The organism is Escherichia sp. E.sYA108 (genome assembly GCF_011754335.1).
Taxonomy (GTDB): domain Bacteria; phylum Pseudomonadota; class Gammaproteobacteria; order Enterobacterales; family Enterobacteriaceae; genus Escherichia; species Escherichia coli.
Map to the genome: position 1 here is coordinate 4,894,379 of NZ_JAAQVZ010000001.1, position 12,817 is coordinate 4,907,195.

The following is a 12,817-nucleotide window of genomic DNA, read 5'->3' on the forward strand; positions in this document are numbered from 1 at the left end:
CGACGCTGATAGCGTCTTATCAGGCCTACACTCCGGGGGTTATTTTCCCCACAATCGGCGGGAAAAATCTTCGATCTTGCCGCTCAGTCGGCGCTTTTGCATCGTTCGCGTCCAGCTTTTCGATAACCCTGCGGCGGAGAGTAAACGGTGATACTGATCGTCATCAAACGGCATATGCCATGCGATGGCGGCAGCCTCCTGCACGGTCACATCGCTGACACGGGAAACCAACTCCAGTGGCGCATCAGCAGATACCAACCCTGGTGCAATTACGCTATACAACCACCCCACTTTACCCGTGTTTTGCATCAACTGCGCTATATCGCTGATATCAAAATGGTAATTGAGTTTATAGCAAGGTGAGCGTGGCTGGCTGACCTGAATTAATGCCTCTCCCCAGCGGAAAATATCACCAATATAAACATTACTTTCCGTCAGACCGTCGGTTGAGAGATTTTCGCCAAACGCAGGCGCAACAAACAGCTCCGCCTGTTCCGGAAATTCCCGCGCCCAGTAGAGATAATGCTCACGAGGATAATGACACAGCGCTCTGTCTGGCCCGCCGTGGATCTTTTTCTCCGCCTGTTCGTCACCTTCCAGCCCCAGGTCCGTCAGCATCAACTCACCATCAACCTGGATTTTGGCAATTGCGCTGGGTTTGCCTTCGGGATAAGCCTGAATCTTGCCTGTGTATACATCAACCGGATATCGCATCTGTTCCCTCTCCACGAGAAATTTCCCCATTAGACCATATTTATTTTATGTCAGGCGTGCTGTTTTCGCGGTAAGTATCCAGGCAGAAACGCAATTGAAAACCGGACGAACGTTAGTTCATCCGGCTGTGGGGATTAAGGAAGTTGGTTTATTTCACCGTACCTAAAATTTCGATTTTCGCCGCTCTGGCTTTGACTTTACGTGACCAGATAGAGGTAAGAATTGGCACCAGAATCGAAGTCACAATGACCGCCGTCGCTACCAGCGAAGTTGCTGCCGGAGCCATAGGTTTAAACGCAGGCACCATTTCTGCAATCAGCACAGGTGTCGCTACCGCGGCCCCTGCGGAACTGGAAGCGGCAATTCCGGCAGTGCCATCGCCACCGCCAATCAATTTATCGGCGATAATCAACGGAATACCGGTCACGATAATTACTGCCACACCCAACAGGATCCCCAGCAAACCTGTCTGGGCAATTACAGTCAAATCAATGGTATTGCCCAGTGCGAAGGCAAAGAATGGAATCAGCGTCTGCACCGCTTTGCTAAAAAATTCTCGTAACTCAGGGTCAAGGTTCCCCAGGGCAAAGCCCACCAGGAACGGCAATACTGCGCCGACGAAAACATGCGGTTCAAACGAGGCAATCCCGGCAGTGCCCAGAATAATCATCGTCATGAGCGGCCCGGACTCCAACGACATCAACACAAATGCCCCAGCTTCTTCTTTTGTGCCGTACTGCTGCATGATGGAAGCGTAAAGTCCGCCGTTGGTCATATCCATCGCCGCCACCAGCGCCAACGTTGAAAGTCCGGCAAAAAATCCAACTTCAACACCATGTTCCGGAATAATGCGCGAGGCAATTGCCGCAACCACCCACGCGACGGCAATTTTAGTTACCACCAGCGTACCGGATTTACGCAGTACCGTTCCCGTCGCGCTTAATTTTATTGACGCCCCCATGCAAAAAAACCACACCGCCAGAATGGGCACCGTACCGGTAATCATCCCGTTGGTGAATGATCCAAAATATTTCCCCGCCCCCGGCGAGAAGGTGTGGCACAGTGCGCCAAGGAATAGCGGGACGAGCATCATCCCCCCCGGGATTTTCTCAATCGAGCGTTTTATCTGCATTTCCATCACCTGTCGGCATATTTTTAAGGGCTGATGCGTCATTCCTCAACGGAGCATCAGTGTTGATGGAAACGAAGATAGACATTCATTTGATCAATAAAAGTGATCAAAACCACACCAATTGAAACGCTGTTTTATTTTTATCGGATCATTGTTTTTATTTTGAAATTGATCACAAAAAAACCACCGCCGTTGGCGATGGTTCATTTTTTAAGCTGCAATGCGGCGTAAACGCCTCATTGCAGCAGGCGGCAAATGATTATTTTTTCGCCGCGAAACGTGCCGCTGCTTCGTCCCAGTTCACCACGTTCCAGAACTCTTTAATGTAGTCCGGACGGCGGTTCTGGAATTTCAGATAGTAAGCATGTTCCCACACATCCAGGCCCAGAATCGGGAAGCCGGAAGCGCCAGAAATGGCTTCGCCCATCAGTGGAGAGTCCTGGTTAGCAGTAGAAACCACCGCCAGTTTATCGCCTTTTTGCACCAGCCATGCCCAGCCGGAACCAAAGCGGGAAGCTGCCGCTTTTTCAAATTCTGCTTTGAAATTATCAACGGAACCGAAATCACGTTCGATAGCCGCTTTCAGGTCGCCCTGCAGGGTGGTGCCTTTTTTCAGACCTTTCCAGAACAGACTGTGGTTAGCGTGACCACCAGCGTTATTGCGCAGTACGGTTTTCTTGTCTGCTGGCAGCTGGTCCAGTTTGGTGATCAGCTCTTCAACCGGCAGGTTGGCAAATTCTGGCAGGTTTTCCAGCGCCGCGTTGGCGTTGTTGACGTAAGTCTGATGGTGTTTGGTGTGGTGGATTTCCATGGTCTGCTTATCGAAGTGCGGTTCCAGGGCATCGTAAGCATACGGCAGGGATGGCAGGGTATAACTCATATTCATCTCCAGTGTTGTCGGGCGGCCGATTGTTAATGCCGCGTAAGCAGTTGGTTCATTATAGTTAATTAAATGATATTGAAAATGATTATCAATGCCGCACTTTTCATAAGGGTATGGTTTTGCAGGAAAATGCCCAAGATGTGAAGCAAATCACCCACTTAATGCCGTGATTGCCAGTAAATCGGCAGCGGCGGCAACAGGCGAAAGGTTAATCGACAGCTCAATTTTTACACTCATCTCGTCGGAGATGTGACGCGACGAAAAAATGATGAGGATAAGAAGATGAGTAACGCGATTACGATGGGGATATTTTGGCATTTGATCGGCGCGGCCAGTGCAGCCTGTTTTTACGCTCCGTTCAAAAAAGTAAAAAAATGGTCATGGGAAACCATGTGGTCAGTCGGTGGGATTGTTTCGTGGATTATCCTGCCGTGGGCCATCAGCGCCCTGTTACTACCGAATTTCTGGGCGTATTACAGCTCGTTTAGTCTCTCTACGCTGCTGCCTGTTTTTCTGTTCGGCGCTATGTGGGGGATCGGTAATATCAACTACGGCCTGACCATGCGTTATCTCGGCATGTCGATGGGAATTGGCATCGCCATTGGCATTACGTTGATTGTCGGTACGCTGATGACGCCAATTATCAACGGCAATTTCGATGTGCTGATTAATACCGAAGGCGGACGCATGACGTTGCTCGGCGTTCTGGTGGCGCTGATTGGCGTAGGGATTGTAACTCGCGCCGGGCAGTTGAAAGAGCGCAAGATGGGCATTAAAGCCGAAGAGTTCAATCTGAAAAAAGGGCTGGTGCTGGCGGTGATGTGCGGCATTTTCTCTGCCGGGATGTCCTTTGCGATGAACGCCGCAAAACCGATGCATGAAGCCGCTGCCGCGCTGGGCGTCGATCCCCTGTATGTCGCTCTGCCAAGCTATGTTGTCATCATGGGCGGCGGCGCAATCATCAACCTCGGCTTCTGCTTCATTCGTCTGGCAAAAGTGAAAGATTTGTCGCTAAAAGCCGACTTCTCGCTGGCAAAACCGCTGATCATTCACAATGTGTTACTCTCAGCACTGGGCGGGTTGATGTGGTATCTGCAATTCTTTTTCTATGCCTGGGGCCACGCCCGCATTCCGGCGCAGTATGACTACATCAGCTGGATGCTGCATATGAGCTTCTATGTATTGTGCGGCGGTATCGTCGGGCTGGTGCTGAAAGAGTGGAACAATGCAGGACGCCGTCCGGTAACGGTGTTGAGCCTCGGTTGTGTGGTGATTATTGTCGCCGCTAACATCGTCGGCATCGGCATGGCGAATTAATCTTTCTGCGAATTGAGATGACGCCACTGGCTGGGCGTCATCCCGGTTTCCCGGGTAAACACCACCGAAAAATAGTTACTATCTTCAAAGCCACATTCGGTCGAAATATCACTGATTAACAGGCGGCTATGCTGGAGGAGATATTGCGCATGACACACTCTGACCTGTCGCAGATATTGATTGATGGTCATTCCAGTCTGCTGACGAAATTGCTGACGCAAAACGCGCTCACTGCACGATGCCTCATCACAAAATTTATCCAGCGCAAAGGGACTTTTCAGGCTAGCCGCCAGCCGGGTAATCAGCTTATCCAGCAACGTTTCGCTGGATGTTGGCGGCAACGAATCACTGGTGTAACGATGGCGATTCAGCAACATCACCAACTGCCCGAACAGCAACTCAGCCATTTCGTTAGCAAACGACACATGCTGACTACTTTCATGCTCAAGCTGACCGATAACCTGCCGCGCCTGCGCCATCCCCACGCTACCTAAGCGCCAGTGTGGTTGCCCTGCGCTGGCGCTAAATCCCGGAATCGCTCCCTGCCAGTCAAGATTCAGCTTCAGCCGCTCCGGGCAATAAATAATATTCTGCAAAACCAGATCGTTAACGGAAGCGTAGGAGTGTTTATCGTCAGCATGAATATAAAAGAGATCGCCACGGGTAATGCGATAAGGACGATCGTTGAGTACATGCAGACCATTACCGCGCCAGACAATCACCAGCTCACAAAAATCATGTGTATGTTCGGCAAAGACATCTTGCGGATAACGGTCAGCCACAGCGACTGCCTGCTGGTCGCTGGCAAAAAAATCATCTTTGAGAAGTTTTAACTGATGCGCCACCGTGGCTACCTCGGCCAGAGAACGAAGTTGATTATTCGCAATATGGCGTACAAATACGTTGAGAAGATTCGCGTTATTGCAGAAAACCATCCCGTCCCTGACGAATATCACGCGGTGACCAGTTAAACTCTCGGCGAAAAAGCGTCGAAAAGTGGTTACTGTCGCTGAATCCGCAGCGATAGGCGATGTCAGTAACGCTGGCCTCGCTGTGGCGTAGCAGATGTCGGGCTTTCATCAGTCGCAGGCGGTTCAGGTAACGCTGAGGCGTCAGCCCCGTTTGCTGCTTAAGCTGGCGATGCAGCGTACGCAATGAAAGAGAAAATTGATCCGCCACAGCGTCCCAATTCACCTCATCGGCAAAATGGTCCTCCAGCCAGGCCAGAAGCAAGTTGAGACGTGATGCGCTGTTTTCCAGGTTCTCCTGCAAACTGCTTTTACGCAGCAAGAGCAATAATTGCATAAATAAGATCTCGCGACTGGCGGTCGAGGGTAAATCATTTTCCCCTTCCTGCTGTTCCATCTGTGCAACCAGCTGTCGCACCTGCTGCAATACGCTGTAGTTAACACGCCAGTGAGACGGATACTGCCCATCCTGCTCTTGTGGCAGCAACTGATTCAGCCCGGCGAGAAACTGAAATCGATCCGGCGAGCGATACAGCACATTGGTCAGACACAGATTATCGGTATGTTCATACAGATGCCGATCATGATCGCGTACGAAACAGACCGTCCCACCGGTGATGGTATAGGGCTGCCCATTAAATACATGAATACCCGTGCCATGTTCGACAATCACAATTTCATGAAAATCATGATGATGTTCAGGAAAATCCGCCTGCGGAAGCCGGGGTTCTATCGCCACGGACGCGTTACCAGACGGAAAAAAATCCACACTATGTAATACGGTCATACTGGCCTCCTGATGTCGTCAACACGGCGAAATAGTAATCACGAGGTCAGGTTCTTACCTTAAATTTTCGACGGAAAACCACGTAAAAAACGTCGATTTTTCAAGATACAGCGTGAATTTTCAGAAAATGCGGTGAGCATCACATCACCACAATGAAGCAAATTGTGAACATCATCACGTTCATCTTTCCCTGGTTGCCAATGGCCCATTTTCCTGTCAGTAACGAGAAGGTCACGAATTCAGGCGCTTTTTAGACTGGTCGTAATGAAATTCAGCAGGATCACATTATGACCTTTCGCAATTGTGTCGCCGTCGATCTCGGCGCATCCAGTGGGCGCGTGATGCTGGCGCGTTACGAGCGTGAATGCCGCAGCCTGACGCTGCGCGAAATCCATCGTTTTAACAATGGCCTGCATAGCCAGAACGGTTATGTCACCTGGAATGTGGATAGCCTGGAAAGTGCCATTCGCCTTGGATTAAACAAGGTGTGCGAGGAAGGGATTCGTATCGATAGCATTGGGATTGATACCTGGGGCGTGGACTTTGTGCTGCTCGACCAACAGGGTCAGCGTGTGGGCCTGCCCGTTGCTTATCGCGATAGCCGCACCAATGGCCTAATGGCGCAGGCACAACAACAACTCGGCAAACGCGATATTTATCAACGTAGCGGCATCCAGTTTCTGCCCTTCAATACGATCTATCAGCTACGTGCACTGACAGAGCAGCAACCAGAACTTATTCCACACATTGCTCACGCTTTGCTGATACCGGATTACTTTAGTTATCGCCTGACCGGCAAGATGAACTGGGAATATACCAACGCCACGACCACGCAACTGGTCAATATCAATAGCGACGACTGGGACGAGTCGCTACTGGCGTGGAGCGGTGCCAACAAAGCCTGGTTTGGTCGCCCGACGCATCCGGGTAATGTCATAGGTCACTGGATTTGCCCACAGGGTAATGAGATTCCGGTGGTCGCCGTTGCCAGCCATGATACCGCCAGCGCGGTTATCGCCTCGCCGTTAAACGGTTCACGCGCCGCTTATCTCTCTTCTGGCACCTGGTCATTGATGGGCTTCGAAAGCCAGACGCCATTTACCAATGACACGGCGCTGGCAGCCAATATCACCAACGAAGGCGGGGCGGAAGGTCGCTATCGGGTGCTGAAAAATATTATGGGCTTATGGCTGCTTCAGCGAGTGCTTCAGGAGCGGCAAATCAACGATCTTCCGGCGCTTATCGCCGCAACACAGGCACTTCCGGCCTGCCGCTTCATCATCAATCCCAATGACGATCGCTTTATTAATCCTGACGAGATGTGCAGCGAAATTCAGGCTGCGTGTCGGGAAACGGCGCAACCGATCCCGGAAAGTGATGCTGAACTGGCGCGCTGTATTTTCGACAGTCTGGCGCTGCTGTATGCCGATGTGTTGCATGAGCTGGCGCAGCTGCGTGGTGAAGATTTCTCGCAACTGCATATTGTCGGCGGCGGCTGCCAGAACACGCTGCTCAACCAGCTGTGTGCCGATGCCTGCGGTATTCGGGTGATCGCCGGGCCTGTTGAAGCCTCGACGCTCGGCAATATCGGCATCCAGTTAATGACGCTGGATGAACTCAACAATGTGGATGATTTCCGTCAGGTCGTCAGCACTACCGCGAATCTGACCACCTTTACCCCTAATCCTGACAGTGAAATTGCCCACTATGTGGCGCAGATTCACTCTACACGACAGACAAAGGAGCTTTGCGCATGACCACTCAACTGGAACAGGCCTGGGAGCTGGCGAAACAGCGTTTCGCGGCAGTAGGGATTGATGTCGAGGAGGCACTGCGCCAACTTGATCGTTTACCCGTTTCAATGCACTGCTGGCAGGGCGATGATGTTTCCGGTTTTGAAAACCCGGAAGGTTCGCTGACCGGTGGGATTCAGGCTACTGGTAATTATCCGGGCAAAGCGCGTAATGCCAGCGAGCTACGTGCCGATCTGGAACAGGCTATGCGGCTTATTCCGGGGCCGAAACGGCTTAATTTACATGCCATCTATCTGGAATCAGACACGCCCGTCGCGCGCGACCAGATCAAACCAGAGCACTTCAAAAACTGGGTTGAATGGGCGAAAACCAATCAGCTCGGTCTGGATTTTAACCCCTCCTGTTTTTCGCATCCGCTAAGCGCCGATGGCTTTACGCTTTCCCATGCCGACGACAGTATTCGCCAGTTCTGGATTGATCACTGCAAGGCCAGCCGCCGTGTTTCAGCCTATTTTGGCGAGCAACTCGGCACACCGTCGGTGATGAACATCTGGATCCCGGATGGCATGAAAGATATCACCGTTGACCGTCTCGCCCCGCGCCAGCGTCTGCTGGCAGCTCTGGATGAGGTGATCAGCGAGAAGCTGGATCCGGCGCACCATATCGACGCCGTTGAGAGCAAATTGTTTGGCATTGGCGCGGAGAGTTACACGGTTGGCTCCAATGAGTTTTACATGGGGTATGCCACCAGCCGCCAGACGGCGCTGTGCCTGGACGCCGGGCATTTCCACCCGACTGAAGTGATTTCCGACAAGATTTCCGCCGCCATGCTGTATGTGCCGCAGTTGCTACTGCACGTCAGCCGTCCGGTTCGCTGGGACAGCGATCACGTAGTGCTGCTGGATGATGAAACCCAGGCGATTGCCAGTGAGATTGTTCGTCACGATCTGTTTGACCGGGTGCATATCGGCCTCGACTTCTTCGATGCCTCTATCAACCGCATTGCCGCGTGGGTCATTGGTACACGCAATATGAAAAAAGCCCTGCTACGTGCGTTACTGGAACCTACCGCTGAGCTGCGCAAGCTGGAAGCGGCGGGCGATTACACTGCGCGTCTGGCGCTACTGGAAGAGCAGAAATCGTTGCCGTGGCAGGCGGTATGGGAAATGTATTGTCAGCGTCACGATACGCCAGCGGGTAGCGAATGGCTGGAGAACGTGCGGGCTTATGAGAAAGAAATTTTGAGTCGCCGCGGGTAAACACTGCCGGATGCGGCACAAGTGCCTTATCCGGCCTACAGGTCGGCAATAGTTGTAGGCCTGATAAGACGCGACAGCGTCGCATCAGGCATTGATTGCCGGATGCGGCACAAGTGCCTTATCCGGCCTACGGGTCGGCAATAGTTGTAGGCCTGATAAGACGCGACAGCGTCGCATCAGGCATTGATTGCCGGATGCGGCACGAGTGCCTTATCCGGCCTACGGGTCAGCAACAGTTGTAGGCCTGATAAGACGCGACAGCGTCGCATCAGGCATTGATTGCCGGATGCGGCACGAGTGCCTTATCCGGCCTACGGGTCAGCAGCAGTTGTAGGCCTGATAAGACGCGACAGCGTCGCATCAGGCATTGATTGCCGGATGCGGCATGAGTGCCTTATCCGGCCTACAGATCGTACATCCGGCAACAGGCACGGACGTCCAATTAACAGGAACACAGAACATGCAAAACATAACCCAGTCCTGGTTTGTCCAGGGAATGATCAAAGCCACCACCGATGCCTGGCTGAAAGGCTGGGACGAGCGCAACGGCGGCAACCTGACGCTGCGCCTGGATGACGCCGATATCGCACCATATCACGACAATTTTCACCAACAACCGCGCTATATCCCGCTCAGCCAGCCCATGCCTTTACTGGCAAATACACCGTTTATTGTCACCGGCTCCGGCAAATTCTTCCGTAACGTCCAGCTTGATCCTGCGGCTAACTTAGGCATCGTAAAAGTCGACAGCGACGGCGCGGGCTACCACATTCTTTGGGGGTTAACCAACGAAGCCGTCCCCACTTCCGAACTTCCAGCTCACTTCCTTTCCCACTGCGAGCGCATTAAAGCCACCAACGGCAAAGATCGGGTGATCATGCACTGCCACGCCACTAACCTGATCGCTCTCACCTACGTGCTGGAAAACGACACCGCGGTCTTCACTCGCCAACTGTGGGAAGGCAGCACCGAGTGTCTGGTGGTATTCCCGGATGGCGTTGGCATTCTGCCGTGGATGGTACCCGGCACGGACGAAATCGGCCAGGCAACTGCACAAGAGATGCAAAAACATTCGCTGATGTTGTGGCCCTTCCACGGTGTGTTCGGTTCCGGACCGACACTGGATGAAACCTTCGGTTTAATCGACACCGCAGAAAAATCAGCACAAATATTAGTGAAGGTTTATTCGATGGGCGGCATGAAACAGACCATCAGCCGTGAAGAGTTGATAGCGCTCGGCCAGCGTTTCGGCGTTACACCACTCGCCAGTGCGCTGGCGCTGTAAGGAGCAAACATGATCCGCAAAGCCTTTGTCATGCAGGTAAACCCCGACGCCCACGAAGAGTATCAGCGTCGGCATAATCCCATCTGGCCGGAACTGGAAGCAGTGCTGAAATCTCACGGTGCGCATAACTACGCCATCTATCTCGACAAAGCGCATAATCTGCTATTTGCCACGGTAGAGATTGAATCTGAAGAACGGTGGAATGCGGTTGCCAGTACAGATGTTTGCCAACGTTGGTGGAAATATATGACCGACGTTATGCCCGCTAATGCGGATAACAGCCCAGTCAGTAGCGAACTGCAAGAAGTGTTTTACCTGCCTTAATGAGTTGCGGTGCCGGAAAATATCCAGCACCGCCCTTTCATCAGAAGAAGTATTTAAAGCGAACGCGTGCGCCGTAACGGTCATCACTATCGTCGCCGTGTATCTTATCGCCGTCGCTATCCAGAATGGAGTAATACGTGCCGAGGTAAATATTAAAGTTCTCCATATCCATCACATTAGCGAACTGATAAGACGCATGAATGGTGTGAATGTTGTATGTTCCTTCATCATCAATCCAGCAATCGTTATCACAAACCACGCCACTAAATTCATCAATCTTATTATGTGCATAGATATAACCCAGCTCGAAACGTTTCCACAGCGCGTTAATCCCTGCCGTGAAATCTTTTTCATTATTAGCATCTAAATAGGCGGTATTAAGATTAACCACGATGCCATTTTCCGGATCGGTTTTCAGGCCATTCCAGGTCATACTCATGCCATAACCGGTACGATCGGACTGATCGACAAAATTACCCTTGCTATCGGTATAACCATAAGCATTATTTACCACATTCGCTTCCATCGCTGCGGAAACGGTGAATTCTTCCGTCGGCGACCAGGCAATTACCGGACGCAGATAAGCAACATTTTTCTGCTGTTCCATATCGCGTCCATGATAATTACCGTCGTTATATAAAGATGTTCCGTCTTCCAGTAACGTGTTTAATTCAAAATACCAGTTATCGAGTTGTTTGCTGACGAGGAAATTACCGCCAGCGTTAGAACGTCCGCGGCCCTCTTTCATCATATAGATATAACCGCTGCCATCGTCATAAAGATCGTTCGCAGTATTACCGGAATGTTCAACAAAGGTATCCTGATTCAGCGGGAACATATCGTAGGCTTCAAAACGGCCTACTTTGACCTTCCAGTCGTTTTCTTTGCCAAAGAAGAAAACCGCATCATCGATATTTACTGAACCGTGCATATCCCCCAGCGGTTGTGCGGAGAACCCAGCGAAATAGCCATTATCCAGTTTTCGCATACCATCAAAACCTAACAGAATACGACCATTGAGATTCCACTGTTCATTAGTGGGATCGCTATTCACATCAGCGTTGGTCATTGCCAGCAGGCCATGATTACTTTCCGCATCCATATTAAATTCTACGTCACCGTAGATTTTTAAATCGCCATACCCTGAAAGCAGGAGATTAGGCGGGGTGGCGTTTTTCTTCTCTGACTCCGTCGTTGATTGACCGTTTACCGGCGTGTTGCCCTGTGCGGTTTTAATTTCGCGGATCTCGGCGGCTTGTTGTGTCTGAAGCTGTTTAACCTGCCCCTCTGCTTTTGCTGCCCGCATTTCTGCCGCTTCCAGGCGTTGTTCCAGCGTTAAATGCTGTGTTTTTGCCATACCGGTACTACATGCCAATAATAAACCGATGGCTAAAGATAATGTCGATTTTTTCATTATTTACGTTCCCTGAAATAAAGGAGACCCTACGCTTTCCAAAAGGAATACGTATATAGAGAAATATAAGGTGTGCACTTTCGAATTTTTAATCCAACTTCAGCAGGCCGATGGATAGTATCCCGCCGCATAATATGAGTAAATCCGCTGATTTCCTGGAACGTGAGGAATATAACAATAGTGCCGTTTTTAACTAAATATCGTAAAAAATATTAGATATGATTCACGCTGACTCATAAGCCACAAATATAAATAACGCTTAAACAAATTATCTGAGACATTTTAACATTCACAAAATCATTAAATAATGATACTTTATTCACAAAATTTATCCTTCACTCTGCTTTATATTGTTACGACTTCGTGACATATCCGTGCTCATCACAAACCCGCCCCGCGATTACAATTAACTGTAATATTTCATCGACCATTTCGTTGTAATCGCATAACGCTCGTGGAAATGAGTCTTCGGCCATCCAGCTTGAGTTTGCGTCCTGAAGTTGCTCTTTATCCCAGTCAGAGTGCAGGACTTTATCTCTGATGCGGCGAACGTATTTTTTAGCCTCGAGTTGATACTGGCCTGCCGAATTAATAAACGAGAAATTCATGCCGCTTTTATCCGCTTCTTTGGCTTGCGCCACCAGCGTTTCCAGTTCAGACACTTTCTTCATTGCCGCTTCTGCATCAAACTTATCTTGCGATATCAGGTTATTAATTTGTTTCGCTGAAATCATGACTGCCAGAGAGTAGTAGTGGAATGTTTTCCCTTTCGCAAACGCATCGTCTTTATAATTTTCCTGGGTGTAATATTTATCCATTTCGTTAATGGTATTACCCAACGCTACGGCAGCATCAATATAACTCACCGCCACGCCATCAATAGGTTGCAGCGCAGGCGTTAACGCCACTACACGCGTTTTGTTTATGAAAAAATAACAAAATTCACGAAATGAATAAGTCCTGCAATTTAATATATATCA

Annotated in this window: 11 protein-coding genes and 1 pseudogene; 5 read left to right on the forward strand and 7 right to left on the reverse strand. The window is 50.5% G+C overall.

The genetic code is table 11. From position 1 onward, the window contains the following. Positions 1-39: 39 nt before the first annotated feature. From yiiM to sodA, 3 genes are all read right to left on the reverse strand, one after another. On the reverse strand, positions 40-714 hold the full coding sequence (gene yiiM, locus HBM92_RS23380) for a 6-hydroxyaminopurine reductase (RefSeq protein WP_001270237.1): 675 nt from the start codon (positions 712-714) through the stop codon (positions 40-42). A 148-nt stretch (positions 715-862) separates the two neighbouring features. Further along, on the reverse strand, positions 863-1,846 hold the full coding sequence (gene kdgT / locus HBM92_RS23385; protein WP_001166063.1) for a 2-keto-3-deoxygluconate transporter: 984 nt from the start codon (positions 1,844-1,846) through the stop codon (positions 863-865). Positions 1,847-2,105: 259 nt separating this feature from the next. Then, positions 2,106-2,726 (reverse strand): superoxide dismutase [Mn], encoded by a 621-nt coding sequence (sodA, locus tag HBM92_RS23390; RefSeq protein WP_001298417.1) that lies wholly within the window; start codon positions 2,724-2,726, stop codon positions 2,106-2,108. Between the two features lie 285 nt (positions 2,727-3,011). On the opposite strand from sodA, the gene rhaT reads away from it, so the two are divergent. Then, on the forward strand, positions 3,012-4,046 hold the full coding sequence (gene rhaT / locus HBM92_RS23395) for an L-rhamnose/proton symporter RhaT (protein ID WP_000063507.1): 1,035 nt from the start codon (positions 3,012-3,014) through the stop codon (positions 4,044-4,046). On the opposite strand, the gene rhaR is transcribed toward rhaT, so the two are convergent. Together rhaR and rhaS are read right to left on the reverse strand one after the other, a co-directional pair. Further along, positions 4,043-4,891, reverse strand: coding sequence for an HTH-type transcriptional activator RhaR (gene rhaR / locus HBM92_RS23400; RefSeq protein WP_001298410.1), 849 nt, complete (start codon positions 4,889-4,891; stop codon positions 4,043-4,045). The two genes, rhaT and rhaR, sit on opposite strands and share 4 nt — an antisense overlap. Positions 4,892-4,964: 73 nt before the next feature. Next, positions 4,965-5,801: an HTH-type transcriptional activator RhaS gene (rhaS, locus tag HBM92_RS23405; protein ID WP_000217158.1), complete on the reverse strand. Its 837-nt coding sequence runs from the start codon at positions 5,799-5,801 to the stop codon at positions 4,965-4,967. 287 nt (positions 5,802-6,088) lie between these two features. Between rhaS and rhaB the strand changes: the two genes are divergently transcribed. From rhaB to rhaM, 4 genes are all read left to right on the forward strand, one after another. After that, positions 6,089-7,558, forward strand: coding sequence for a rhamnulokinase (gene rhaB, locus HBM92_RS23410; RefSeq protein WP_000144110.1), 1,470 nt, complete (start codon positions 6,089-6,091; stop codon positions 7,556-7,558). Further along, on the forward strand, positions 7,555-8,814 hold the full coding sequence (gene rhaA, locus HBM92_RS23415; RefSeq protein ID WP_001305053.1) for an L-rhamnose isomerase: 1,260 nt from the start codon (positions 7,555-7,557) through the stop codon (positions 8,812-8,814). Before rhaB ends, rhaA begins: the two co-directional genes overlap by 4 nt. 460 nt (positions 8,815-9,274) lie before the next feature. Further along, on the forward strand, positions 9,275-10,099 hold the full coding sequence (gene rhaD, locus HBM92_RS23420) for a rhamnulose-1-phosphate aldolase (protein ID WP_001179742.1): 825 nt from the start codon (positions 9,275-9,277) through the stop codon (positions 10,097-10,099). A gap of 9 nt (positions 10,100-10,108) precedes the next feature. Next, positions 10,109-10,423 carry an L-rhamnose mutarotase gene (rhaM, locus tag HBM92_RS23425; protein WP_000619492.1) on the forward strand — a complete coding sequence of 105 codons (315 nt, stop codon included), beginning with the start codon at positions 10,109-10,111 and terminating at the stop codon, positions 10,421-10,423. 40 nt (positions 10,424-10,463) lie between these two features. Here the strand turns inward: rhaM and HBM92_RS23430 are convergent, their stop codons facing one another. Beyond that, positions 10,464-11,837, reverse strand: a complete 1,374-nt coding sequence (locus tag HBM92_RS23430; RefSeq protein WP_000749922.1) for a carbohydrate porin — start codon at positions 11,835-11,837, stop codon at positions 10,464-10,466. A gap of 353 nt (positions 11,838-12,190) precedes the next feature. After that, positions 12,191-12,745: pseudogene (locus HBM92_RS23435) on the reverse strand (DUF3829 domain-containing protein); the annotation flags it as partial. Positions 12,746-12,817 lie beyond the last annotated feature (72 nt).

Bases quoted from the DNA above. Each gene is read 5' to 3' on its own strand.
- kdgT (WP_001166063.1), bottom strand. From the start codon at position 1,846: ATGCAGATAAAACGCTCGATTGAGAAAATCCCGGGGGGGATGATGCTC.
- rhaD (WP_001179742.1), top strand. From the start codon at position 9,275: ATGCAAAACATAACCCAGTCCTGGTTTGTCCAGGGAATGATCAAAGCC.
- yiiM (WP_001270237.1), bottom strand. From the start codon at position 714: ATGCGATATCCGGTTGATGTATACACAGGCAAGATTCAGGCTTATCCC.
- sodA (WP_001298417.1), bottom strand. From the start codon at position 2,726: ATGAGTTATACCCTGCCATCCCTGCCGTATGCTTACGATGCCCTGGAA.
- rhaA (WP_001305053.1), top strand. From the start codon at position 7,555: ATGACCACTCAACTGGAACAGGCCTGGGAGCTGGCGAAACAGCGTTTC.
- rhaB (WP_000144110.1), top strand. From the start codon at position 6,089: ATGACCTTTCGCAATTGTGTCGCCGTCGATCTCGGCGCATCCAGTGGG.
- rhaT (WP_000063507.1), top strand. From the start codon at position 3,012: ATGAGTAACGCGATTACGATGGGGATATTTTGGCATTTGATCGGCGCG.
- rhaM (WP_000619492.1), top strand. From the start codon at position 10,109: ATGATCCGCAAAGCCTTTGTCATGCAGGTAAACCCCGACGCCCACGAA.
- rhaS (WP_000217158.1), bottom strand. From the start codon at position 5,801: ATGACCGTATTACATAGTGTGGATTTTTTTCCGTCTGGTAACGCGTCC.
- HBM92_RS23430 (WP_000749922.1), bottom strand. From the start codon at position 11,837: ATGAAAAAATCGACATTATCTTTAGCCATCGGTTTATTATTGGCATGT.